The organism is Micromonospora sp. NPDC005087 (assembly GCF_042872965.1).
In the GTDB taxonomy this organism is placed as follows: domain Bacteria; phylum Actinomycetota; class Actinomycetes; order Mycobacteriales; family Micromonosporaceae; genus Micromonospora.
Genome location: NZ_JBIALB010000001.1, coordinates 873,413 through 896,719, shown reverse-complemented (window position 1 = coordinate 896,719; position 23,307 = coordinate 873,413). Strand labels below are relative to the sequence as shown.

The window sequence follows — 23,307 nt, the reverse complement described above, 5'->3', positions numbered from 1 at the left end:
GGTTACCTACAAACTGTGGTTTTCGGCGATGGGCCGAGATTCGAGGCGCTACTTGGTACTACCGAATACCGGTAGTCGGTGGTACGTTATAGCGGTACTCAGTGCTACGAGGTACCAGGGGGACCGAAGAGGAGCCGCCATGGAGGATCTGACGGAGATGTTGAAGGGCACGCTGGAGGGCTGCGTGCTCGAAATCATCGGCGGCGAGGAGACCTACGGGTACGCCGTCACGCGTCGGTTGAACGAGCTCGGCTTCGTCGACGTCATCGAGGGGACGGTGTACACCATCCTGCTGCGACTGGAGCGGAACGGACTTGTCCAGGTGACGAAACGACCATCCGAGGTGGGACCTCCGCGCAAGTTCTACACGCTCAACGACGCCGGGCGCGAGGAACTCGCACGGTTCTGGGCGAAATGGCAGTACGTCTCATCACGCATCGACAAGCTCAGGGAGGGGGCGAGATGAGCTTCTGGGAGACCATCACGGGCAGCGATCTCACCAGGGAATGGAAGGTGTTCGAAGCCCGGGCGGAGGCATTGCCGGCCGACTACCAGGCGGCGTGGGAACAGATCAAGGGCAACCTCTTCCCCTACGGGGGCTTCACGGGTCGCAACCTGATGCCGATCCTCGACGCCGCCCTGGGGCTGCTCGAAGAAGCATCGGCGGACGGGCAGAGCATCCACGAGGTGCTCGGCGACGACATCCCCGGCTTCTGCACGGCGTTGGTCGGCGGAGAGGGAGCCCGGACCTATCGCGACCGGTGGCGCGAGCAGTTGAACAGGACCGTCGCAAGGAAACTGGCCCGGCTAGGAGGCTGACGTGGGAGTCCAGGACATCATCGAGGGCAAGAAGCAGTGGCGGGCGCACGTGGCTCGGGTCAAGACACTCCCGCCGGATTACCAGATCGTCTACAAGGAGATGCAGAAGTACCTGTTCAAGGTCGGACCGGTCGACCTGGCTGACGGGCTCCTGCTCTCCGGGATCGTCGACTTCTTCGAGGAGGGCGCCGCGGCCGGCAAGGGGGTTCTGGAACTCACCGGCACCGACGTCGCCACCTTCTGCGACGACCTGATCAAGGACTCGCGCACCTACGCGGACGTCTATCAGGAGTCCATCCGCACGAACCCCGACACGGACAAGAAGTAACACCTGTCGGCACCATGCCAGCGGGCGTCAGCCCAACAGGTAGCTCTCTCACGTAGGTGAGCCGCATGGCCGAGGGCCTGGTCGGACAGTCCTTCGGCCATGCGGCGGCCGCTCCCGCTACTCCCGCACCGACTCCAAGGCTTCGGTGGCGTTGCGGATGCCGGCGCGGATCATCTCGCCGTACGGGTCGTCCGGCAACCGCCCGACGAAGCGCTCGGCCAGTGCCAGATGCTCCCGGGCCAGGGCGGTGTTGCCCAGGCGCCGGTGGTCGTCGGCGAGGTTGAGGTGCAGCGACGGAAGGAATCCCTGGACCTGCATCGAGTGGTGGTACTGCTGGGCGCGCTCGTCGGTGAGGTCGGCGACGGCGGCCAGTGCTCGCTCGTCCCAGCTGAGTTCAGCTTCGGTGCTCCCCTGAAGGTCGGCCAGATAATGCGCGAGAGTGCAGCGGTGGAAGGCGTCGCCGTCGGCGCCGATCTCGTCCCAGAGCGCGGTGAGGGTGTCGCGGGCCAGCGCCTGCTGTCCTGATCGACCGAGCTGTACGGCGTTGACGATGCGGGTCATGGTCGGGTCGGGCGCGGGTTGGTCGTCGTGGTCGTCCATGCCGCAGATGGTCGAGGCTCAACCTCGTCGAGGGTCAACGTCGCTTCTCGTGGATCGCCTCGCCCGTGCACCGATCCGGTTGATGCTGACAGACTGATCGCATGACAGGTCTGACCGCCGAACTCGTGGTCGATGGTCGTGACCCACAGACCCCGGCGCTTGCCCCGAACGGGCGCCTGCTCTGCTACGTCCTCGCTCCCGTCAGCCGGACCGATGACCACCTCGACACCGAACTCTGGCTCGTCGACACCGATGGCGCCGTCGCGTCGCGTCGGGCGACCGCCGACACCGCAACCGAGTCCCGGCCACGCTGGTCGGCCGACTCGGAGACGCTGTTCTTTCTGTCCGACCGCGCCGACCGTGGTACCCCGCAGCTGCACGGGCTCACGCTCGCCACCGGCACGATGACCACGTTGACCACCTGGCGCGCCGGGGTCATCGACCACCTGCCGCTCGCCGACCCCGACCTGGTCGCTCTGCTCGCCGAGGACGAACCCACCGAGCAGGACGCGCGCCGCGCCCGGGACCGGGAGGACGCCATTGTCGTCGGCGAGCGCGAACCGCGTGCCCGGTTGCGCCTGCTCGACCTGCGCACCGGGCGGGTCACCACCCCGGATGTGCTCGGTGACCGGCACGTCGTGGAACTGCGGCAACGTCCCGACGGCGGCCCACTTGCCGTGCTGACCGGGGCCAGCGCCGACAACGACTACGGCCCGCGCACCGGCCAACTGCACCTGTTCGACCCCACGAACGGGACTGCGGAGAACCTCGGACCGGTCGGGGTAGACGCACGATCCCTGGCCTGGTGGCCGGGCGAGGACGGTTGGCACCTCGGTTACATCGCGCTCACCCCACCGGTTCTGCAGGCCGGCACTGCCGTGTTCGACCTGGCCGTGGACAGCCGCGTCCCGCGCAACCGCACCGCTGGTCTCTCGATGTGCCCCACCACCCTCTGCCAGACCGATGCCGCCCCGCTGGTTGTGTTCGCCGACGGCCTGAACACCACCCTGGCCCGGCTCGACCCCAAAGACCTCACGACCCTGTCGCATCACCCTGGACGCCTCGACAACCTCACCACCACCCCTGCTGGCGAAGAGATCGCGGTCCTTACCGGTACCCGCTATCAGCCCCCGAACGTTCACATCGGACCGCCAACCGGCCCGCTGCGAAGACTCACCAACACCCGCCCGGAACTGGACGGCACCGCGCTCGGCACGCAACAACCGCTGGCCTACCGCGCCGCCGACGGCCTCGACCTAGACGGCTTGCTCGTACTGCCGGTTGGAAAAACCGCATCGGATGGCCCGTTCCCGCTGGTCACGATCGTGCACGGAGGCCCGTACGATCGCTACGCCGATCGTTGCCAGTTGTTCTGGTTTCCCAGCGCGCAGTGGCTGGCCGCCGCCGGCTACGCGGTCCTGCTGCCCAACCCGCGCGGCGGCCAGGGCCATGGCCACCGGTTCGCCGCCAGCGTCGCCGGCCGGGTCGGGCAGCAGGAGTGGACCGACATCCTGACCGGCATCGACCTGCTGATCGACGAGGGCGTCGCCGACCCCGACCGGCTGGGCATCGCTGGCTGGAGCCACGGCGGCTTCATGTCCGCCTGCGCCATCGGCCAGACCGACCGCTTCCGCGCCGCGCTGGTCGGCGCCGGCATCATCGACTGGGGCATGCTCGCCGCGACCGGGGAGAACGGCCAGTTCGAAGCCGCGCTCGGTGGCAGCACTGGCTGGTCCGGCGTCGGCCCACACCCGCATGACGCGGTCAGCCCGATCTCCTTCGCCAGCCACATCCGTACTCCAGTGCTCATCATGCACGGCGCCGAGGACACCAACGTTCCCCTCGGACAGGCCGTGTACCTCCACCGGGCGCTGCGCCACTTCGACGTCGAGCACGAGTTCGTGATCTACCCGAGAGAGGGCCACTCGATCCGGGAACGCAACCACCAACTCGACGTCCTGCGCCGGACCCGCGCCTGGTTTGATCGCTGGCTCCGGCCCTGACCGGGGCGCGTGGACCAGATGTCGTTGCCCTCCAACCGGTCGTTACTGACCTGAGCTGACGTCAAGACCCCAGGCAGCCCTGGCCGAGTACGGGCGGATCGCCAAGACCCTGCACCTGCTGGCCATGGTCGACCCGGTCGACGAAACCTACCGGCGTACCGTGACCCGGCAACTGAACATCGGCGAGTCCCGACACTCCCTGGCCCGCAAGATCCTGTACGGACACCGCGGCGACATCATGCAGCCCTACCGCGCCAGACAGGAAGACCAGCTCGGCGCGCTCGGACTCGTCCTCAACGCGGTCGTGCTCTTCAACACCCGCTACATCGACCTGGCCGTCACCGCGCTCCGCGCCCAGGGCTACCAGGTCCGCGACGAGGACGCCGCCCGCTTGTCACCGCTCGGGTACGCGCACATCAACGTGCTGGGGCGTTACACCTTCCCCGCCCCGTCAAGCGCACAGCAGCTCAGGTCCCTGCGCGACCCGGATGCCGGTGTCGGCTGATGCCATGACGCAGGCGATCCGCGCCCGGCCTTAAGGGGGCGCCCGTCTGAGTGCGTGGCAGCGGTGTGTAACGGGGCGATAAGGCGCGGGTTCGGTGTCCGCGTCGCGGGCCGCGAGCGGAGGTGCTGTCCGGCCCCGAGGGTGGATGCGTTGCTCGCGAGGCGGGAGTAGTCGCTCAGGCGAGATGTCGCGGACAGCCAAGCGGAGGTCTTTGAAAGCACGGGATTCGCACGCAGGCATGTCCGTGCGGGCGAAGGCCGGCACATTCAAGTGAGCCGCCGCACGCTGGGCCGGCCCGCCGACCGCGACGGCCGGCGGGCCGGAAGGTACGGGCCGCCCCACGGCGCAGGTCATCGCGCCGTGGGGTGGCACCCTATGCCCGCTCAGGTGACAGCGGTGGGGCGGTGACGACCAGGAAGGTGAAGTCCTCGCGGGCCTTGGCGTCGATGGGCAGGGGCAGGCGGATGCGCCCGGAGTCGACCATGCCTCGCACGGCGGGACGGCTCAGGCCGAACCCGGCGGTGAGCAGCTTCTCGACCCGGATGGGTGCCGGGAGCTCGAACCTGATGATGACCTCGAGTGGCGCAGCATCCTCGCGCTGGAGGTCGTAGAACGGTATGTCGGTGTCCAGCTGCCAGGTGCCGGTCCAGTCAAGCTGGTAGGCGGCCTTGTGGGCGAGCGTCGCGTCCATGGTCAGCTGTCGCACCATGGCCGGATCGTTGTTCTCGAACATCAGTAGCCGCTCGTTGTCCAGCGCCCGCACGTTGATGCGCTCGTGGACGGGGATTTTCGATGTGCGGCCGCACAGGTCGCAGCAGATCAGCAGCCACACGTCGAGCAGCTTGTGGTTCGCGTTGACCCGGATCTTGCCGGTGGGACGGTGCCGCGTGGACCTGCATGACACGCAGGTTTTGACGATGGCGGGCAGTCCGAGCTCGCTGACCACCCACAGCGCTTTGCGGTCGATGCCGGGTCCGCGACCGTGGGCCGGCACACGGATATGGCGGGAACTATTCATGGCTTCAGCGATTCCAAGGTCTAGGCAGGAGGCGCCCGGCAGCGCGATGGCGTGCCGGGGGGTGCCTCCCGGATCCAGTGGCGGGCAGCCGGCGTCTCGGCGGGGAGCACGCCGGCTGGCGCGACGTCGCAGATCACGTCGCGTGAAGGAAGCCCGCACCGGTCACGCGGTGCGGGCTTCGAGTGGCACGGCGGACGGAGACGAGGAGGTGACTCGAACCCGTCTTCATCGCGCACGTGCGCCACTGGTCACTGATCCATGCGCGTCAGCATGGTCAACCCGTGGCCCGCCGAGCAACGGATTTTCCGCGTGGCCCCGCCGCCGGGGGTGGGGAAATCCGCTGTCGGTTGTCGGAGGGGGTGGTACAAAGCCGCGGTGGAAAAGACTCTGGAGTTCGCTGACCTGTTGCGGCTGATGGACGAACGATCGACCGCTTTCCGGGCGGCGGTCGCCGCGGCACCCAGCCTCGACGTGCGGGTGCCGACCTGCCCCGAGTGGACGTTGTTCGACCTGGTGCAGCACCTGGGCGAGGGGCGCCGCAAGTGGGCCGCCATCGTGGCCGCGGGGCCCGCCGACGCTCCGCCGGCGATGTCCGCCCCGGCGGCGCCCCGGGAGCGCGAGGCCCTGCTGGCCTGGTTCGCCGCGTCGACGGGGGAGCTGCTGGACGCGCTGCGGGAGGCCGGCCCGGATCGTGGTTGCTGGACGTGGTGGGGTCCGTCGCAGTCGCCGCAGACGACTGGTGCCGTCGCCCGGCACCAGCTCCAGCAGGTCGCCGTGCACACCTACGACGCCCAGGTCGCCGTGGGCGCCCCGCAGCCGCTGCCGGACGAGGTGGCCCTCGACGGTGTCGACGAGTTCGTGACCACCTGCGTCGCGACGACGGCCGCGTGGCCGCACAAGCCCGCGGTCATCGACTACCACGCCACCGAGGGCCGTTCCTGGCGGCTCTGGTTCTCCGCCGACGGCGCCCGGACCGCCCGCCTCCCCACGCCGGTGGCCGGCGTGGGCCCGGAGGCGGCCTATGTCTCCGCCCGGGGCACGGCCAATGAGCTGGTCATGTTCTGCTACGGCCGCATTCCGATGGACTCGCTGCGGCTCGACGGCGACCGGCGCGTCTTCGACCAGCTGATCGCCTGGGAGCCGGAGGAATAGGACGCGACGACGGACCCACCGCCCTGCGCCGACCTCGGCCTCAGCGCACGGCGGTGGGTCCGCGGCCCGTCACTCGTAGCGGTATTTCAGCGAGTCCGCCTCCACCTGTTCGATGTCGGCGATCGTCAGCGCCGGCATCCGCAGCTGGGCCAGCGTCACCTCGGCCGAGGTCGGCTGGGCGTCCGCCGGCAGCCACTGCTCCGGCTTCCAGGCCCCGCCGCGCAGCAGCGCCTTGGGGCAGTGCGGGTAGACCTCCTCGATGCCCAGCACCAGCGCACTGGCCGGTGGCTTGCCCACGGCGGTCAGCTGCGACAGCAGCTCGGGGCGAGTGGAGACGCAGGTCCGGCCGTTCACCCTGAGTGTCGTGGTGCGCCCCGGGATGACGAACAGCAGCCCGGCCCGCCCGGTGGCGACGATGTTCTGCAGGCTGTCCAGGCGCTTGTTGCCCGTCGCGTCCGGTGTCGCCACCGTCCGCGCGTCCAGGACGGCGACGAACCCGGCGGGGCCGCCGCGCGGGGAGACGTCGCAGTTGCCCTCGGCGTCCACGCTGGCGACCAGGACCAGCGACGAGCAGCTGATCAACTGCCGGGTCTGCTCGGTGAGTTCGGTCATCTGCTTACGCACGGCGGCGCGGCTTGCGGCTGTGGTGACGGCGGCCGCCGAGCGGCGCGGCAGCTACGGGTACGGCAACCCGGTGATGCTGGTGCACGCCGTCACCGCACCGAACGCGGTCATGCGCGTCCTGCCGGTTCTTCCCGAGGCGATGTGGCCGGCAAGTCTCGCCGCGGCCTGGGCGGCAACGGCTGCGGTCACTGCCGTATACGCACCGGCCGAACCGCGCCTGCTACCGCAGCCTCGCCCCGACCTCACCATCGCGGAGCTGGCCGACCGGGCGGTGGCGATCGGCGATCCGCACGCGATCAAATACGCCGACGCGGTCGCCGACGTACTCGCCGCCGCGCCCGACCCGGCGTTGCTCTCGGCGGCGGTACGCAGCGTTGATGAGCTGGCCGATTGACCGTGTCACCCCGAGTCCCGCGTGAGGTCTCGTAGCCGAATCTTCATGGTGATGACGTCCACGGCGGCCCGGTACATGTAATCACGTTCGTCGTACCGGGAGCTGCGGCCGCGGGCGGGCCGCTGCGCTACGCGGGGGCGGGAGACGTTGAGGATGCCGTCGACGTCGAGTAGCCAGCCCGGCCGGTTCACCGGGGCCCGCCTCTCGGTGCGGCGGTAGACGCGGTCGCCGTGGTGGGCCGCTCCGCGGTGTCAGTGCGGATGTTGCGGTAGATGGTCATGGGGGTGACGCCGCAGGAAGCGGCGATCTCGGCCATCGTGAACTGCTTCGAGTCGTACATGCGCTGCGCCTTGTTGATCAGGGCGGGGGTCATCTTAGGTTTGCGACCGCCGGTGCGGCCGCGGGCACGGGCAGCGGCCAGGCCAGCGAGGGTGCGTTGCCCGAGACTGACGCTAGATTGTCGGTTTACCAGTAACGATAATCCGATAATGTGTCGCCACATAAGGGGCATAGCGTGCATGCATCATAATGACAGTTCTTGTGCGTAAGACTTCAGGATGGTGTCTGGGGTGCAGCACCACGACTGTGCAGGAGTGCGCCTCTGACCTGCGGCGAAATCCGATCGCCCCGCCGGCGTGAGTCGTGCGATCGTCGCCGTATGCCGCAACCGATCTTGCGTACCGACCGTCTGCTGCTGGTTCCGCTCGCCGACCGGCATCTCGAGCTGGAGATCCAGCTCGATTCCGATCCGGAGGTGCTTCGCTACCTCAGCGGCCGGGCGCGGTCCAGGGACGAGGTGCTCGCGTCCCATGCGCAGAGGATGGCCCTGGCGCGCGTGGTGGACGGCCTGGGCTACTGGATGGCGTTCGGGTCTGCTGGCGGCGCGCGTGGCTCGACGTCGCCAGCACGTGAGGACGAGGGCGAGTTCGTCGGGCTCATGATGCTTCCGCCGGCGCATGGCCCCGACCAACCTGACGACCCCACCGTCACGGACCTGGGTTACCGCCTCGTTCGCCGGTACTGGCGCCAAGGCCTGGCCAGCGAGGCCTCCCGCGTCCTGCTGCGACATGCCTTCGACACCGTCGGGCAGAGCCGGGTGATCGCGCAGACCATGGCTGTCAACGCCGGGTCCCGGGGTGTGATGGAGGCCATCGGCATGCGGTACGTGCGCACGTGGGTTTCGGTCTGGGACGACCCGCTGCCGGGGGCGGACCTGGGTGAGGTCGAGTACGAGATGACCCGCGGGATGTGGGAGGCGTGTCGTGGTGCTCAGCCGAGACCGTCAGGCGCCGAACGGGCGTAATTCCCCTGCATTACGTACGGGTGAGGCTTAGCCTGCACGCCATGTTCCCTCCAGTGAAGATCACCTCCGACCGGTTGGAAATCCGCGAGTTCGGGCCGCAGGACACCGCGGCTGTGGCGGCGTTTGTGGCGGCGGGGGATCGAACGGCACTGCCACCCGGCTTCCCCGAGGCGGTCGCTGACGTGGACGCGTGGCTGGCGGATGCGGTGCATCAGCGGCGCTTGGGCGGCGAGGGCGTACACCTGGTGATCCTGGAGCGGGCCACCGGCGAGATCGTCGGCAGCACCGGGTTGCGGGACACCGACTGGGAGGCCGGTCGCACCGAGATCGGCTACGGCGTACACGCCAGTCAGCGAGGTCGCGGTTTCGCGAGCGAGGCAGCTCGGGCGGTGGGACGGTGGGCGCTCGCCGACGGCGGGATGCGACGGGTTCAGTTGCACTGCCGGGTCGACAACGTGGCTTCCCTACGGGTGGCCGAGAAGGCCGGGTACCAGCGCGAGGGCACACTACGGATGGCCGGGCAGGACGGGCGCGAGCCTCATGACCTGGCCGTCTTCGCGATGATCGCCGAGCGGGCCAGCGCCACCTCGGCGGCCTGACGCTCTCGCCAACGGCGCTGACTGTCCCGGTTGCAGGCGCGGCACGTCCGCCGGTACCGCCCCGTCGATTCGTCGACCTCGCGGTCGTGCCCGTTGCGGCAGGTCGACGGCTGCGCCCGGGTACGGCAGATCTCCGCGTGAGTGACCTGCCGCAGATGAGTGGGCTCCACGCAGTCCCGGGCGTCGCAGAGGTGGTCGACGTCCAGGTCGGGGTCGTAGCCCCCGACGAAGGCGGCGTAGGCGGCGATGTGTGCCCAGGCCCGGCCCGCGACCTTCTGGTACACGCCGCGCTGGGTGCCGTACCCGCGGATGATCAGGCAGCCGTCGGCCTGCCGGACCGAACGCTCCAGGAGATATCGGCGGAGGCTGTCCTCAGTGAAGTGGCGGGACAAGCCGTTGACCCTGCTGAGCACACGTCACTCTATCCGGGGGCTCGCACGTCAGGCGTCCGCCGTACCCCGGGTGAGCCGGTAGGCGGCGGCCCTTGAGACTGGTGAGACCGCCTATTCAACTGTCGCGGATTCTCGCCCCAGGGACGAGAAACTGCCACCTAGTGGTTGCCCTGCCTAGCCGAGACCGATAGTGGCGGGAAGTTTGGGGTTGGGCAGCATGTCGCGGCCGGCGCGCAGGATCTCGAGGTTGATGATCGTGGGCCGGCCGCCGATAGGGCCCTTGAGGAACATCGGAACGAGAAGTAACGCTAGCGATGATCTTGGCTGGAACAGCTTGCCCGGCTGCTACCGCTTTCGCAGAAACGGTCCATTTTGGGAACAGATCAGCATCCGGTCAGGAATCGCTGATCCGGACCCGGATCCGTTCTCACGCAAAAGTGTCGCTGTGATGTTCTGAGCAACGTTTGTGCGAGCATGCTGGGCATGGCTGGTGAAGAAGACCGCGATCCGGAGACCCGAGACGCCGATGATGTCGAGCGCACCCGTGCCCGCGCTGTCAGGCGCAGCCCGGCTCGCCGTGCCGATCGCGGTCCGGCGTGGTGGCCACCTCGTACCACACCGGCCGGTTGACCAAGGTCCGCCGACTGAGCAAGGCTCTGCGGGTGCTGACCCCGGCCGACCGCGGCCCCGGGCAGCTGCGGCGCCCGGGCACCCCGCCGCCGGCACCGCTGCCCGCCGACGCCCCGGCCGCGGACATCCGGATCGGGTACGCCCGATGCAGCACCCTGACCCAGGAACTCCAGTCACAGCTGGACGCCCTCGCCGCGCACGGCATCCCCCGCGACAAGATCTTCGCCGAGAAGATCTCCACCCGGGTCCGGATGCGACCGCAGTTCGAGGCGGCACTCGCGCTGGCCCGGCAGATCAAGGCCCACGCCTCGCACTGCCGGGTCATCCTGACCGTCAACGAGATGAAACGCCTTGGCCGTGACGCCGCCGAACTCACTGCGCTGGCCGATCATCTCAGCGCGCACGGCCTGGTCCTGGAGATGCTCGCCGGCCCGCTGCCCGGCCTCTACGACCCGGCCGGCTCCGGGCGCATGCTGTTCGCCTTCTTCGCCGCGATGGGCGACACCGAACGGGAAAACATTCGCGAGGCCACCCTCGAAGGCCTCGACGCCGCCGCCCGCAAAGGCAAACACGGCGGCCGCCCGGCCGTCATCACCGAGGACATGCTGCATACCGTGCTGCGCCGGCGTGCCAACGGTGAGACCGTCGAGCAGATCCGCCCTGACCTGTTCATCGCGACCGGTAAGCGCAAGGGCCGCAACCCGAGCGTGGCCAGCATCTACCGCGCGCTCGCCGCCCACGAGAAAACCCAGGCGTACCCAGCCGCCGTCGAGCAAGCCCGTATCCAGCATGCGCAGCGCACCGGCGCCGACCTTCCGGCGATCGTGCGCCCCCGGCCCGCCCGTGTCCTCGACCCGATCGACGCCGAGCTGGCGCCGAAAAACAACGCTTAGCCGTGCTGGCCCCACCTCGACATCGAGGGCGTGCCCGACACCGGAGCACGTCCCCTGGATCGACCCGACCCATCCGGCCTGGCGAACGACCCGGTGTCAGCGGCTTCACCGATCAGAAATCCTCCGCCACGTCGTCAGTTCTGTTAGCCCTCTCGCACCGGTGGAAGGATTAATGACCATGACCGACGCCAGACGGCTGGGCGCCGACGAGGCCACGTTCATCGCGGCGGTCCGCGCGGAGGATTCCGGGCGGTTCGCGCTCCTGACCGAGCGCCACCGGCGTGAGCTGCAGGTGCACTGCTACCGGATGCTCGCGAACTACGAGGACGCTCAGGACATGACGCAGGAAACGTTCCTGCGAGCGTGGAACAAGCGGGAGTCGTTCAAGGGCCACGCGGCCCTGCGGACCTGGCTGTACCGGATCGCGACGAACGCCTGCCTCGACTTCCTGGAGAAGCGCAACAACCGCACACCCGTACCGTCCGAGCTGCCGGACCCCGACTCCGAGGTGCTGTACCTGCAGCCGTACCCCGACCGGATGCTCCCCGAGGACCCGCAGGAATCGGTGGTGGCACGGGAGACGATCGAGCTGGCGTTCATCGTCGCCGTCCAGCACCTGCCGCCGCGGCAGCGGGCGGTGTTCATCCTGCGCGACGTCCTCGGCTGGCCGGCGTCGAAAGCCGCCGACGCCCTCGATCTGACCGTCGCATCGGTGACCAGCGCACTGCAGCGGGCCCGTGTGACGATGCGCGAGCAGCTGCCCGACCGCCGCCTCGACTGGCGGAGCCCCGCCACCCACGAGCTGTCGAATGACGAGCGCGGCGCGGTGAAGTCGTACATCGAGGCCCATGAGCGCAACGACCTCGACGGGCTGACGTCCCTACTGCGCGACGACCTGCGCTTCGCGATGCTGCCCGATCCGGGCACCGTGACCACGACGGCCAAGGACGCGGTGGACGGCTGGGTCTCCGGTGGGCTCTTCCAGCGCGGCTACGACGACTGGCGCGGTATCACCACGACGGTCAACCGCATGCCTGCCGCCGTGCTGTACCTCCGCACCCCCGACGACCCGGAGTACCGGCTATTCGCCATCGCGGTCCTGCACATCGTCGACGGGAAGATCGCCGAGCTCACAGGATTCGACGCCGCCGACAAACCATGGCTGGACCTGCCACCGACACTGTGATCACACATGTCACCATCGTCGACGAGTACAGCGCACGCCGCCGTCACCGAAGTCGCCACGGAATGAGCACCCCGACCGCCTGAACACCAAACGCGACAATGCGAACACCACCGCCCCGCCGGCGTTGCCGGCGGGGAATCTTGATGCCAGAAGATCATCGTTCGGAGCGCAGGGAAGGGCCCGGGGAAGGTTCCCTCAAGGCCGAGGGGTCACGGTGAGCACGCCAGGAAGGGATTTCGTCCTGGCGTCACGAGCCCAGGACCTGGCCCGTGCTCATCGCCTCGTCTCGTATCGGGTCAGTACCACGCCGCCGGGAAACGTCCGCGTCTCCACCAGGTTCAGGTTCACCCAGCTGTCCAGGGCCGTGAAGAACGGCGTGCCGCCGCCCAGCAAGGCCGGTGCGGTGAGCAGCACGTACTCGTCGATCAGCCCGGCCCGCATGGCCGCTGCGGCAAGTGTGGCGCCGCCGATGTCCATGGGGCCGCCGTCTTCGGCCTTGAGCCGGGTGATCTCGGTGACCGCGTCGCCGGTGACCAGGCGGGTGTTCCAGTCGACCGTGCGGGTCGTCGAGGAGAACACCACCTTCGGCATGTCCCGCCAGCGGCGGGCGTACTCGATCTCCGCCGGTGTGGCGCCGGGCTGCTGGTCGGCGGTCGGCCAGTGGGAGCTCATCGTCTCCCACAGTTTGCGCCCGTACAGCGCCAGGCCGGTCGCCCCCACCCGGTCGGACCACCACTGGAACAGCTCGTCGCTCGGTACGCTCCAGCCGAGGTCGTTGCCGGGCGCGGCGATGTAGCCGTCCAGGCTCAGGTTCATGCCGAAGATCAGTTTCCGCATCGTGCCAGCCTCTCGTAGTCGATCTCACACGTACAGACGGGCACGGCGCGCAAACCTAATCGGTGCGCGATCTGCGTCCGCAAATAGTCCTCGCGTTCCGGACTCGGCACGGCGTACTCGGGTGGGCTCGAGCACTACCCACCGAATCTCGACTTCACCCTCGTACGGGCAGCGGCGCACCCATGGCCCAGCTCTCTCCGGCCGCTACTGCCGACTGCCCGGACGGGAAGGCCTTCCACGGCCACCTGCAACAGAGGCTGTCTACTTTCGCAGAGGCGTTGCGGTAGCGCTCGACGCGCTCGCTGCGCGAGCGGGAGTGTGAGCGATCTGGGCCCCCGAACGCCTGATCACACAGCTAGAGCGCCAGCCAGGCCCCCTCACCGCGCTGGAGATCGCCAACCCGTTCCCGACGCTTGGGCATCTCGCTCGGCGACCAGCGGCCGCACGTGCCCGGCAAGATCCGCGAGTACCTACCTCTCCCAGCGCCGACGCAGCTAAGCGTTGTCTTTTCGGCGCCTACTACTGAAGGGACCCCTGAGGGGCAATGCCCCCGACGGCGAGTGCGCCCCGTGAGGGAAAAGAGGCCGGATGCTCCACGGGGGAAGAGCATCCGGCGCGATCACTATAAGGGTGGCAGCACCCGCTACTCGTCGTCGCCGGCGTCCGGGTCGCGCAGCGGTCGGTAGGTGCGTCCGCCCAGGTCGGGCAGGGTGAACGTGTAGTGGCCGTGGACCCGGATGTGGTGGCGAACGTAAGGCGAGAGCCGGGCGACGTCGGCATAGAGCACGGGATAGCCCTGGGCGCGCAGGCCGGCGAGGGCGAGGTCCAGGTAGAGGGTGTTCCACAGGGTGATGCAGTTGAGGACGAGGCCGAGCGCGCCGAGTTGGTCTTCCAGGCCTTCGTGGTAGGCGCGGTGCAGCTCGCCGCGGCGGCCGTGGAAGACGTGCCGGGCCAGGTCGTGGCGGCCTTCGTTGAGGTTGCGCATGCCCTTGATCTGGCGCCGGTACGGTTCGTCGTCGACGAAGGTCAGCACGTGCAGGGTCTTGAAGATCCGCCCGTAGCCGGCCAGGGCTTCGCCGAGCTGGGTGAGGTTCCCACCGGTCAACAGCACCCGCAGCGCATCGTAGGCGGAGATCTGCCCGGTGTGGATGGATCCGGCAATGCGAAGCATGTCGGGCCAGTGCCGGCGGATCCGGTCGAGGTCGACGGTGCCGCGGGCGGTCGCGTTCAGGGGGCCGTAGTCGGCGGTGCGGTTGATCCGCCACAGCTTGGCATCGGGCAGGTCGGCCAGCTGCGGCCGGTAGTCGAAGCCGAGCAGCTGCAGCAGCCCGAAGACGACGTCGGAGTACGAGCCGGTGTCAGCGATGACGACCTCGGGGCGGCGGCCACCGTCGCGCCGGTAGAGCAGGTCGATGAGGTGCATCGAGTCACGCGGGGTGCCCGACAGCACCATCCCGGCGGTGCCGACGGCCTGGTCGTTGACCGCGTTCAGCCAAGTCGCGCCGCGCCGCTGGCCGAAGTACTTCGGGTTCGGCCGGGCATGGATTGTACGGACCGGCACCACGAACCGCATCCCATCGGCCGCCGCGACCAGACCGCCGCCCCAGGCCCGGGCCAGGCCGATACCGTCCTGGACGTCGATCAGCACCGCGTTCGCCGCAGCGTAGGTCTCCGGCCGCAGGTAGGTAGCGTCGACATGGCTGATCCGGCCTCGGGTCAACCCGGGGATTCCGTCGGAGATCACCGGCCCGAAGCCGACGTTGAGCGCGTGCGCGGTTAACGTCGCGGCGACCGTCACGTGCAGGTCGTCCAGACGGGTGGTCGCCCCCGACAGCGCGGTGAACGCGCCGGCGAAGCCGGGATACCAGGCCATCACCTCCAGGATCAGCTCGCCCAGGTCGATGCGCGGCAGCATCGCCTCCACCCGGTTACGCAGGTCTACCAAGCTCGACGGGTCCGGCACTGCGGTGACCTTCTGCGCATGCAGCCGGCCCTCGTCGTCGAGCCGGGCCGCCGTGTCCACGGCCAGCCCGGCCGCGACCTGCCGCCACGCCTCGTCCAGCGCCGCGGCGTGCCCGCCAAGCAGCTCGCGCGGTTCCTCGGGCAGCTGCAGCGCGTTCAACGCGGGCGCCTTGGCCTGCTGCCAGGCCTCGCCGTCGAGCAGCCGGGCCCGCGGGTCGCCCCAGCGTTCGGAGACCGCGGCGAAGATGTCGCGGCGCTTGAGCCGCTGGTGGAACTGCTCGAGCACGCAGAACACGTACGCGGCCTTGTCCACCGTCTCGAGCAGATCCTCCGGCAGTCGGGCCTGAAAGGCCGACACCAGGTCGGACAGCCGCTGGTGGAGCCGGTCCGTTGCCTGTGCCCGGACCCGCGCGACCAGGCGGGCCAGAGTGCTCACCGCCGGGAGCAGCACCTTGCGCTCGCGCAGCCAGCCCACCGCCGCGTTGAAGAGCGCCTTCGGTCCGTCCCCGGTGGTCCACGCCCGGTCGTCGATCCAGCGCGTCAGGTCAGGCTCCGCCCCGGCGAAATCGGTGTACCCGTACGCCTGGGCGATCTCGCGCTGGTGTTCGAACCGAGTCGGCCGGCGCCGCAGATACTCCTTGGCTACCGACGGATCCGCCGCACCGACCTGCACCGCGACATAGTCGACCGCCTCGGTCGGCACATCCAGCGGATCCTCCAGAAACAGGCCCAGCGCCCGCACCGTGGCCACCTGCAAACCAAACCCGATCCGGTTCTCATCCCGTCGTCGCTCCGCGATCAGGTCCCGGTCCGCGTCATCGAGGAAGAAAAGGCCTTCCAGCTCCGTCGGCGTCAGCCCAGCCGGGAACCGGCCATACGCCGCCGCCTGCTCATCAGTGAGGAACTCAACCGGCACAGGCCGAAACGGTAGAAGATATCGAACATGATCGAAGACAGGTTAACGGTCAGTCGATCACGACAACCGACGTACCCCGAACGTGTCCACCCGGGAGCCCTGCCGATCAAGATCATCCCTAGCGTTACTTTCCGTTCCGATGCTCCTCAAGGGCCGATAGCGGCAGGCGTATCAGGCAAGCCTTAGAGCAGATCAAGACGGAGGCAGTGGCATGAAAATCTTCAGCTACGAGGACGAGCCTGAGATCACCATGGACCCCGAGACCCGCCGGGCCTTAGTCAGGCAGCTACTCGGCCCCGACGCGCCGCCTGCGTGGTGCGAGCTCGTCGAGGCCCTGGCGATCCTCGCCCCGGCCCACAACAACGACATCAGCCCGCTGCACTGCACGCCGGGTGAGCTGACCGTCTGTGCCCAGCCGGCTGGGGTACCCATTACCGAGATCGAGCGGCTGGAGGAGATCGGCTTCCATGTCGCCCATGACGAGGAGGACTTCACGTCGACCCGGTTCGGCAGCGCCTGAGCTTCCTCACTGATGAGCAGGCGGCCACCTATGGCCGGTTCCCGCAGGCGTTGACGCCTGCGGCTACGACCCGAGGACCCGGCCGACACCAGCCCCGAAGGCGCAGCACGCGCGGACTGGCCGGACGCAGTTGCCTGCCGCCGCGCTCCGAAATCTCTTCGCCTTCCCGGCTCGCCGGGTGATGAGCAGGACAACGCGCCGGCAATCAGGGGCGGAGCCAGCGGTCGAACCACGCGCGGGTCCGACGCATGACGTCGAGCTGGTGGGTGCGTTCCTGGATCGAGTGGCCCTCTCTCGGGTAGGTCACGAACTCGTGCTCGACGCCGAAGTGGCGCAGTGCACGGTGGAGATACATGGCCTGCCCGAGGGGGACGTTGGTGTCCTCGGCGCCGTGCAGGATGAGCGCCGGAGTACGGATGCGGCTGGCGTAGGAGATCGGGCTGACTGCGTCATGGGGGTGCGGGCCGATGCCGGACCAGCCGGTGCTGCCTCCGAGCGCGGCTTCGAACTGGCCGTTCTCCCCGGTGGCGGCGAGCATGCCCCAGTCGCTGACGCCGGCGCCGACCAGCGCGGCGCGGAACCGTTCGGTTTGGCTGATGGCCCAGGCGGACATGAACCCGCCGTGGCTCCAGCCAGCGATGCCCAGCCGGTCGGAATCGGCGATGCCCTGGGTGATGAGCAGGTCAATGCCGGTCAGGATGTCGGTCCACTCCTGCTGGCCGACCCGGCCGGCGACGCTGGCAGCGAACTGGTGGCCGTGCCCCTGACCACCACGGGGGTTGGGCAGGAACACCGCGTAGCCGGCGGCGGCCAGCCACTGTGCGCTGGGGAACCAGAACAACTGGCAACGGTCGGCGTAGCGGTCGTACGGGCCGCCGTGCACGATCGTGACGAGTGGGAACGGGCCCTCGGACGCGTTCTTTCCGGCTGGGAGGACGAGCAATCCGTCCAAGTCGAGGCCGTCGGAGGCACGGTAGGTCAAAGGTTCTTGCGTGCTGAGAGTGATGCCGTCCAGTTCCGGGCGAGTATTCGTGATCTTCCGCAGCGGCCCAGCCGGTGGCCCGAGATGAACGTTGGCAGGCTGATAGCGGCTGCCGGTCAGCACCGCGATGGCCTCGCCGCTGCGCGTGGTGGTGAGGCCGTCGAGGCGCCCGGGGTGCCGCGACAGGATCGTAAGACCCGTGGGGTCGAGCCGGGCCAGGGTCGCGTTCAGGCCGTCGGCGAACACGACCAGTGGGACGGCATCGGTCTGGCGCAGCTCGGTGGGACACATCGAGAGACCGACTGTTCGATTGCGCTGGATGCGGTCGACCAGGGCCAGGTCGAACACGGCGGTGCCGGCTTGGAGGACCGGTGGAGTGAGTGCGATGTAGCCGAGGTGCCAACCGTCCTCGGCGAGCCACCAGGCCAGAGAGCGCGCTTCGGCCTCGGCCGGTCCAAGGTCCTCTGCTGTCCCAGTGACCGGGTCGAACAGGTGCAGCCGGCCGGTGCGGGGACCGTAGTCGTTGTCGGCGCTCGCTCGGGTGAGCACGGCGACGGGCCCGCCGTCGGGCCGTTGCTGCAGTTCTACGACGTGCCGGTCGCCGAACGCGTCCGGCGTGGCGATCCGGCCGGTACGTAGGTCAAGCAGGCGCAACCGGGCACACGGTTCCCGCTCGCCGACGACAACGGCGTCGTCGCGATCCCGGGCACGGCGCGCGTCCTGCTCGGTGGGTTCGTCCTCGGCGAGCAGAGCGACCAAGCCAGGGGCGGCCAGTGGTTGGTGGTCGATGATGCCGGAACGCCAGCTGGTCAACGCGGTCACCCTGCCATCGGCGGGGACAAGCCGGTGCAGCTGCGGGATACCGCGTTCGGCACGGTCCGAGAGGAAGAACAGCGTGTTCGAGTCCGCGGACCAGCGTGGCCGGGACTCCGTTGCGGTGTCGCCCGTCACCCTGCCCGCAGCGTCGGTGCCATCGATGTTGAAGAGCCAGACTTCAGTGTTGAGGTGGTCACCGGTCCGGCTGGTGGGAGCAAGGACGTAGCTGAGCAGATGCCCGCTGGGGGCGAGAGCCGGGGCCTGCGGGGTGCACCCATCAACAACAAGTTCGGCGGTCAGACCTGTCATGCGATCAGTCTGCCGACATCAACACCGCACTACGCGACCGAGTTGGCACGACGCGCCAGGTCAGCAGGAGTGCCGATAAGCAGCGGTAGCCTCAAGATCACCGTTAGCGCTACTTTTCATTCTGATGTTCCTCAAGGGCCGCGGCCTGTTCGGGCAGGTCGATGTCGGTGTCGTCGGCGACGTCGGCGCACGGCACCAGCCGCACGGCGTCACCCTGCGCCCGTAGGTAGTCCCGGGCGCCCCGGTCCCCGATCGCCGCCGCCGCGACGCTGGCCCAGTGGTGACGGCCGAGCAGCACCGGATGCCCGCGACGACCGTCCTGGTAGGTGGCCACCGCGAGGGAGTCGGCGGTGGCGTCGCGGGCGACCCGGCGTACCGCATCGGGGGTCAGGCCAGGCATGTCGACCAACGTGACCACGGTTGCCACGGCCGTGCCGGACGTCAGGGCGGACAGCCCGGCCCGCAGAGACGAGCCCATGCCCGTCTCCCAGTCGTCGTTGAGCACCACGGTGGGTAGCCGCGTCCGGGCGCGGATCCGGTCGGCCTGCGCCCCGAGCACCACCACGACCGGCCGGCAGCCGGCGGCCGTGAGGATCTCCGCGGCGTGCTCCACCAGGAGCCGCCCCCGGTACGACAGGAGAGCCTTCGGCATGCCGAACCGGCGGCCGGCACCCGCCGCGAGGAGCAGTCCCGCCGTAGCCATGCGCGGAGTGTAGCCCCGGCTCTCCTTCGGTTCTGGCTTCTCGGAGCCCGCCTGAACCAGGCCGCGAAGAGCTCCGGGGGTGATCCGGCCGGCCCGGAGGGCTAGCATGCATCTCGTATCTGCTGTCACGTGTTTGTGGTGAGGTGCCGGATGGCTGGGACGCGATAGTGGCACGTTCCGGTGACCGGCCGGGCCGGCGGCTGCGGGTGGCGGTCGACGCCGCCGGGGCGGATCTCGGCCCGGAGCCCGTCGTCGCCGGCGCGCTGGCCGCGGCCGCGACCGTGGACGTGCTGATGGTCGGCCCGCCGGCGCTCGTCCGTCCCCTGCTGCCCGGTGGAGTCCCGCCGCCCGGCGTACGACTGGTGGACGCCCCCGACGTGGTCGCGATGGCCGAGGATCCGGTGGCCGCGACGTACTCCAAGCGGCGCTCCTCACTCCTGGTCGCCGCTGGGGAGGTGGCGGCGGGTCGGGCCGACGCCATGGTGACCGCGGGCAACACCGGCGCGGCGGTGCTCGCCGCTGCCGTCCGGATGGGTCGGGTGCCGGGGGTGAGCAACCCGGCCCTGGCGATGGTGCTGCCGGTGCCCGGCGCCGGCCCGACCGTGCTGCTGGACATCGGCGCGACCGCCGCGGCCGTGCCCGAGTGGCTGGTCGAGTTCGCGGTGCTGGGCGCGGAGTACGCACGGGCTCGGCTGGGGCTGGCCCGACCGAGGATCGGCCTGCTGTCCAACGGCCACGAGGCGGTCAAGGGCGGGCCGGTACGCCGCGACGCGCACCTCCTGCTGGCCACGATGCCCGGTTACACCGGCCAGATCGAGGCGTACGACGTGCTCGGAGGCCGCGTCGACGTGGCGGTGACCGACGGATTCACCGGTGACGTGGCGCTGAAGACGTACGAGCGCACGTTGGACGCGACCGTCGGTTTGGCGCTGGACGCGGTGCGGGCGTTCTCGCCGATCGGCGTCCTGGCCCGGGACCGGCAGCGGCGGGTGACCCGGGCGGTGCGTGACGGGCTCGCGGCCGAGCCGGGCGGGGCGCTGCTCGGGGTAGGCGGTGTGTGCGTGATCTGTCACGGGACGGCCACGGCGGCCGACGTCGAGGCGAGCGTGGGAATCGCCGGGGAGTGTTTCCGCTCGGGTGTGGTGGGGCGGATCGCCGGGGCGTTCGCGGCGTCGTCCCGGCAGCGACTCCGGGGGCGACGCAGCCCCGTCGACGGCTGAACTATCCATTCTTGTATCTGGCTTTGCGAAGACGAGCGTTGATATGGTTCCGGGATTCCTGGCATGAGGGTGGTGCGATGTCACAACAGATGATCCAGGTCAGCGATCTGCGCCGGTCGTTCGGCACGACGGCGGCGGTCGACGGGGTGAGCTTCGAGGTCGCCGCGGGTGAGGTGGTCGGTCTGCTCGGGCCCAACGGCGCGGGGAAGACCACCACCATCCACTGTCTCACCACGCTGCTGAGGCCGGACGCCGGCACCGCCCGCGTCGCCGGCTTCGACGTGGTCGACCAGGGCTCCGAGGTGCGCCGCAGCATCGCGGTCACCGGGCAGTTCGCGGCGCTCGACGAACTGCTGACCGGCCGGGAGAACCTGGTCCTGTTCGGCCGGCTGCTCGGGCTGGGCCGGCGCGCCGCCGCCACCCGGGCCGACGAGCTCGTCGAGCGCTTCGACCTGGGCGAGGTGGCGGGCAAGGCGGTCCGCACGTACTCCGGTGGCCTGCGCCGCCGCCTCGACCTGGCCGCGAGCCTGGTGGTCGACCGGCCCGTGCTGATCCTCGACGAGCCGACCACCGGGCTGGACCCGCGCAGCCGGCGGGCGCTCTGGGAGATCGTCCGGGAGTTGCGCGACGCCGGCACCGCCGTCCTGCTCACCACGCAGTACCTGGAGGAGGCGGACCAGTTGGCCGGGCGGGTCCTGCTCATCGACCACGGCAGGGTCGTCGCCGAGGGCACCCCGGACGAGCTCAAGCGTCAGCTCGGCGGCGCGGTCTGCGAGGTGCGGGTGGAGGACCCACGGGCGCGGGCGGTCGCGGTCGAGCAGCTGCGTGCCGCCTTCCCGGGGCTGACCGAGGACGAGGACGTGCTGCGGCTCGCCGCCGGTTCCGGCACGCTGACCGAGGTCGTCCGGCGGCTCGAATCAGCCGGCGTGGAGGCCGACGACGTCACCGTCCGGCGGCCCACCCTGGACGAGGTGTTCCTCTCGGTGACCGGGTCCCTCGACGCGGACGCGGACCGGTCCAGGATGGCGCCGGGCGTGGCGGGGGCCGGCCGGTGAGCACCACGGCCAATGCCGGGGCCAGCCCGCTGCGGCAGTTCACCGTCCTGGCCGCCCGTAACCTCCAGCAGGCCCGCGCCGGCCGGTCGGTTGGCCTGACCGTCGTCTTTCCGCTCGCGTTCTTCGCCGGCTTCATGGTCGTCTTCCGACGGCTGATGTCCGACTACGGGATCGCCTACGAGCAGTTCCTCCCGCCGGCGATCGTTGTGCAGACCACCGCCCTGGTCGCCATGTCGGCCTGCTACATGATCGCCGGCGATGCTCGCAGCGGCCTGATCGCCCGCTACCGGACGCTGCCGATGAGCGCGGTCGTGGTGCCGGCGGCTCGGCTCGTGGTGGACGCTGCCCGGGCCGCCGTCGCGGTGGCGGTGATCCTCGTCGCCGCGGTGCTGGTCGGGTTCCGGTTCAGCGCGGGCGCGGCCGGCGCGGCGGGTTTCGTGCTGCTGGCGGTCGGCTTCGCGGTGGTACTTGCGGCTGGTTGCGCGGCCCTGGGGCTGGGCGCCCGTGACCCGGAGCAGGTGTACTCGGCGCTGACCCTGCCGTACCTGGTGCTCACCACGGTCTCCACCGCCTTCGTCCCGGTCGACGCGTTCCCGGGCTGGCTGCAACCGGTGGTGGAGGTGTCGCCGTTCTCCGCCCAGGTCGACGCGTTGCGCGCGCTGTCCACCGAGGGCGCCGAGCAGAGGGTGTGGCCGGCCCTCGTCTGGCTGCTGGTCCTGGGGCTGCTGTTCGGAGTGGCCGCGGCACGTTCGTTTCGGAGGAGCCGATGAGTACCGTCACGCAGGCCTCGCTGTTCGCCGGGCGCAACCTTCGCCGGTTCTTCCGGGCGCCGCCCGCGCTGGTCTACTCGTTCGCGTTTCCGGTGCTGCTCCTGCTCACCCAGTACGCGGTCTTCGGCCGGATCGTCGGTGACGGCGACCGGCAGCACTACCTGGAGCGGTTGGCCCCACTGGTGGTGCTGTCCACCGCCGCGTTCGGGTCGCCGTCGAGCGCCGTCGGGTTCCTGCGTGACCTGCGGGGCGGGCTGGTCGACCGGCTGCGCACCATGCCGGTGGCGCCGGGGGCGCTGCTGGCCGGCCGGGTCGCCGGGGACGTGCTGCGCATCGTCCTGATCGGAGCGCTCACCACGGGCGTGGCGATGTTGCTGGGTTTCCGGTTCCGGGAGGGGCCGCTGGCGGTCGTCGGCTTCTTCGCGGTGATCGCGCTGTTCGGCCTGATGTGGGCGGCGATCGCGCTGTGGCGGGGGTCGGGGCCCGGTGACGAGGAGTCGCTGCCGCCGTCACTGACCGGTCCGGCGACCCTGTTGTTCATCTTCTCCTCGGGTTTCGTGCCGGTGTCGGCGTTCCCGTCGGTGGTGCAGCCGGTGGTGCGGGCCAACCCCTTCTCGGTCGCCACCGAGGCGTTGGTGGGCCTGTCCAGCGGCGGGCCGGTCCTCGTTCCGGTGCTGCAGACGATCGGCTGGGTGCTTGGGTTGGGCACGGTCTGCCTGCTGGTGGCCCTGCGCCGGTTCGGCCGGCGCACGGCTCGCTGAAAGCAGTCGG

Annotated in this window: 25 protein-coding genes and 1 pseudogene; 16 read left to right on the top strand and 10 right to left on the bottom strand. The window is 69.7% G+C overall.

What is annotated here, in order from left to right; all coding sequences use genetic code 11:
* Positions 1 to 139: 139 nt before the first annotated feature.
* From ACFYPS_RS04195 to ACFYPS_RS04185, 3 genes are read left to right on the top strand one after another with little or no spacing between them, the layout of a single operon-like run.
* Positions 140 to 466, top strand: coding sequence for a PadR family transcriptional regulator (locus tag ACFYPS_RS04195; RefSeq protein ID WP_354965268.1), 327 nt, complete (start codon positions 140 to 142; stop codon positions 464 to 466).
* On the top strand, positions 463 to 819 hold the full coding sequence (locus ACFYPS_RS04190; RefSeq protein WP_354965267.1) for a DUF1048 domain-containing protein: 357 nt from the start codon (positions 463 to 465) through the stop codon (positions 817 to 819). Before ACFYPS_RS04195 ends, ACFYPS_RS04190 begins: the two co-directional genes overlap by 4 nt.
* Before the next feature lies 1 nt (position 820).
* Positions 821 to 1,147, top strand: a complete 327-nt coding sequence (locus tag ACFYPS_RS04185) for a DUF1048 domain-containing protein (RefSeq protein WP_354965266.1) — start codon at positions 821 to 823, stop codon at positions 1,145 to 1,147.
* A gap of 117 nt (positions 1,148 to 1,264) precedes the next feature.
* Here the strand turns inward: ACFYPS_RS04185 and ACFYPS_RS04180 are convergent, their stop codons facing one another.
* Complete coding sequence (locus tag ACFYPS_RS04180) at positions 1,265 to 1,747, bottom strand: hypothetical protein (RefSeq protein ID WP_354965265.1); 483 nt, start codon at positions 1,745 to 1,747, stop codon at positions 1,265 to 1,267.
* A gap of 101 nt (positions 1,748 to 1,848) precedes the next feature.
* On the opposite strand from ACFYPS_RS04180, the gene ACFYPS_RS04175 reads away from it, so the two are divergent.
* Positions 1,849 to 3,750 carry a prolyl oligopeptidase family serine peptidase gene (locus ACFYPS_RS04175; RefSeq protein ID WP_354965264.1) on the top strand — a complete coding sequence of 634 codons (1,902 nt, stop codon included), beginning with the start codon at positions 1,849 to 1,851 and terminating at the stop codon, positions 3,748 to 3,750.
* Positions 3,751 to 3,823: 73 nt separating this feature from the next.
* Positions 3,824 to 4,255: pseudogene (locus ACFYPS_RS04170) on the top strand (Tn3 family transposase); the annotation flags it as partial.
* Between the two features lie 373 nt (positions 4,256 to 4,628).
* Here the strand turns inward: ACFYPS_RS04170 and ACFYPS_RS04165 are convergent.
* Complete coding sequence (locus ACFYPS_RS04165; protein ID WP_354965263.1) at positions 4,629 to 5,249, bottom strand: DUF1062 domain-containing protein; 621 nt, start codon at positions 5,247 to 5,249, stop codon at positions 4,629 to 4,631.
* A 399-nt stretch (positions 5,250 to 5,648) separates the two neighbouring features.
* Between ACFYPS_RS04165 and ACFYPS_RS04160 the strand changes: the two genes are divergently transcribed.
* On the top strand, positions 5,649 to 6,425 hold the full coding sequence (locus ACFYPS_RS04160; RefSeq protein ID WP_387322636.1) for a maleylpyruvate isomerase family mycothiol-dependent enzyme: 777 nt from the start codon (positions 5,649 to 5,651) through the stop codon (positions 6,423 to 6,425).
* A 69-nt stretch (positions 6,426 to 6,494) separates the two neighbouring features.
* On the opposite strand, the gene ACFYPS_RS04155 is transcribed toward ACFYPS_RS04160, so the two are convergent.
* Entirely contained in the window at positions 6,495 to 7,037 is a 543-nt protein-coding gene (locus ACFYPS_RS04155) for an MSMEG_1061 family FMN-dependent PPOX-type flavoprotein (protein ID WP_387322634.1), read from the bottom strand.
* Between ACFYPS_RS04155 and ACFYPS_RS04150 the strand changes: the two genes are divergently transcribed.
* Positions 7,024 to 7,443, top strand: coding sequence for a hypothetical protein (locus ACFYPS_RS04150; protein WP_387322632.1), 420 nt, complete (start codon positions 7,024 to 7,026; stop codon positions 7,441 to 7,443). The genes ACFYPS_RS04155 and ACFYPS_RS04150 overlap by 14 nt on opposite strands.
* 5 nt (positions 7,444 to 7,448) lie before the next feature.
* Here ACFYPS_RS04150 and ACFYPS_RS04145 read toward each other — a convergent pair whose 3' ends face one another.
* Both ACFYPS_RS04145 and ACFYPS_RS04140 read right to left on the bottom strand, forming a co-directional pair.
* Positions 7,449 to 7,634: a hypothetical protein gene (locus tag ACFYPS_RS04145; RefSeq protein WP_387322630.1), complete on the bottom strand. Its 186-nt coding sequence runs from the start codon at positions 7,632 to 7,634 to the stop codon at positions 7,449 to 7,451.
* A complete protein-coding gene (locus ACFYPS_RS04140) occupies positions 7,631 to 7,816 on the bottom strand; it encodes a hypothetical protein (protein ID WP_387322628.1) in 186 nt (61 codons plus the stop codon). Before ACFYPS_RS04140 ends, ACFYPS_RS04145 begins: the two co-directional genes overlap by 4 nt.
* Positions 7,817 to 8,101: 285 nt before the next feature.
* Between ACFYPS_RS04140 and ACFYPS_RS04135 the strand changes: the two genes are divergently transcribed.
* Both ACFYPS_RS04135 and ACFYPS_RS04130 read left to right on the top strand, forming a co-directional pair.
* The gene (locus ACFYPS_RS04135) at positions 8,102 to 8,746 is read left to right on the top strand and encodes a GNAT family N-acetyltransferase (protein WP_354965259.1); all 645 of its coding nucleotides are present in this window, start codon (positions 8,102 to 8,104) and stop codon (positions 8,744 to 8,746) included.
* 41 nt (positions 8,747 to 8,787) lie between these two features.
* Entirely contained in the window at positions 8,788 to 9,345 is a 558-nt protein-coding gene (locus ACFYPS_RS04130) for a GNAT family N-acetyltransferase (protein WP_354965258.1), read from the top strand.
* Here the strand turns inward: ACFYPS_RS04130 and ACFYPS_RS04125 are convergent.
* Positions 9,285 to 9,737 carry an HNH endonuclease gene (locus ACFYPS_RS04125; RefSeq protein WP_354965257.1) on the bottom strand — a complete coding sequence of 151 codons (453 nt, stop codon included), beginning with the start codon at positions 9,735 to 9,737 and terminating at the stop codon, positions 9,285 to 9,287. The two genes, ACFYPS_RS04130 and ACFYPS_RS04125, sit on opposite strands and share 61 nt — an antisense overlap.
* A 599-nt stretch (positions 9,738 to 10,336) precedes the next feature.
* On the opposite strand from ACFYPS_RS04125, the gene ACFYPS_RS04120 reads away from it, so the two are divergent.
* Together ACFYPS_RS04120 and ACFYPS_RS04115 are read left to right on the top strand one after the other, a co-directional pair.
* Positions 10,337 to 11,260 (top strand): recombinase family protein, encoded by a 924-nt coding sequence (locus tag ACFYPS_RS04120; protein WP_354965256.1) that lies wholly within the window; start codon positions 10,337 to 10,339, stop codon positions 11,258 to 11,260.
* Positions 11,261 to 11,438: 178 nt separating this feature from the next.
* On the top strand, positions 11,439 to 12,446 hold the full coding sequence (locus ACFYPS_RS04115) for an RNA polymerase subunit sigma-70 (RefSeq protein ID WP_387322625.1): 1,008 nt from the start codon (positions 11,439 to 11,441) through the stop codon (positions 12,444 to 12,446).
* Positions 12,447 to 12,719: 273 nt separating this feature from the next.
* On the opposite strand, the gene ACFYPS_RS04110 is transcribed toward ACFYPS_RS04115, so the two are convergent.
* Both ACFYPS_RS04110 and ACFYPS_RS04105 read right to left on the bottom strand, forming a co-directional pair.
* A complete protein-coding gene (locus tag ACFYPS_RS04110) occupies positions 12,720 to 13,283 on the bottom strand; it encodes a dihydrofolate reductase family protein (protein ID WP_354965254.1) in 564 nt (187 codons plus the stop codon).
* Positions 13,284 to 13,926: 643 nt separating this feature from the next.
* Positions 13,927 to 16,161, bottom strand: coding sequence for a Tn3 family transposase (locus tag ACFYPS_RS04105; RefSeq protein WP_387322623.1), 2,235 nt, complete (start codon positions 16,159 to 16,161; stop codon positions 13,927 to 13,929).
* Positions 16,162 to 16,372: 211 nt separating this feature from the next.
* Here ACFYPS_RS04105 and ACFYPS_RS04100 point away from each other — a divergent pair, with 211 nt between their 5' ends.
* The gene (locus ACFYPS_RS04100; protein WP_354965252.1) at positions 16,373 to 16,681 is read left to right on the top strand and encodes a hypothetical protein; all 309 of its coding nucleotides are present in this window, start codon (positions 16,373 to 16,375) and stop codon (positions 16,679 to 16,681) included.
* Between the two features lie 205 nt (positions 16,682 to 16,886).
* On the opposite strand, the gene ACFYPS_RS04095 is transcribed toward ACFYPS_RS04100, so the two are convergent.
* Both ACFYPS_RS04095 and ACFYPS_RS04090 read right to left on the bottom strand, forming a co-directional pair.
* Complete coding sequence (locus ACFYPS_RS04095; RefSeq protein WP_387322621.1) at positions 16,887 to 18,788, bottom strand: S9 family peptidase; 1,902 nt, start codon at positions 18,786 to 18,788, stop codon at positions 16,887 to 16,889.
* A gap of 109 nt (positions 18,789 to 18,897) precedes the next feature.
* A complete protein-coding gene (locus ACFYPS_RS04090; RefSeq protein ID WP_354965250.1) occupies positions 18,898 to 19,491 on the bottom strand; it encodes a nucleotidyltransferase family protein in 594 nt (197 codons plus the stop codon).
* A gap of 167 nt (positions 19,492 to 19,658) precedes the next feature.
* Here ACFYPS_RS04090 and ACFYPS_RS04085 point away from each other — a divergent pair, with 167 nt between their 5' ends.
* The 4 genes from ACFYPS_RS04085 (at position 19,659) to ACFYPS_RS04070 (ending at position 23,297) form a co-directional block, all read left to right on the top strand.
* On the top strand, positions 19,659 to 20,711 hold the full coding sequence (locus tag ACFYPS_RS04085; protein WP_354965249.1) for a phosphate acyltransferase PlsX: 1,053 nt from the start codon (positions 19,659 to 19,661) through the stop codon (positions 20,709 to 20,711).
* Between the two features lie 77 nt (positions 20,712 to 20,788).
* Positions 20,789 to 21,766 (top strand): ATP-binding cassette domain-containing protein, encoded by a 978-nt coding sequence (locus ACFYPS_RS04080; protein WP_387322618.1) that lies wholly within the window; start codon positions 20,789 to 20,791, stop codon positions 21,764 to 21,766.
* Positions 21,763 to 22,536, top strand: a complete 774-nt coding sequence (locus ACFYPS_RS04075; protein WP_354965247.1) for an ABC transporter permease — start codon at positions 21,763 to 21,765, stop codon at positions 22,534 to 22,536. Before ACFYPS_RS04080 ends, ACFYPS_RS04075 begins: the two co-directional genes overlap by 4 nt.
* Complete coding sequence (locus ACFYPS_RS04070) at positions 22,533 to 23,297, top strand: ABC transporter permease (RefSeq protein WP_387322615.1); 765 nt, start codon at positions 22,533 to 22,535, stop codon at positions 23,295 to 23,297. The genes ACFYPS_RS04075 and ACFYPS_RS04070 overlap by 4 nt, the downstream gene beginning before the upstream one ends.
* Positions 23,298 to 23,307: the final 10 nt, after the last annotated feature.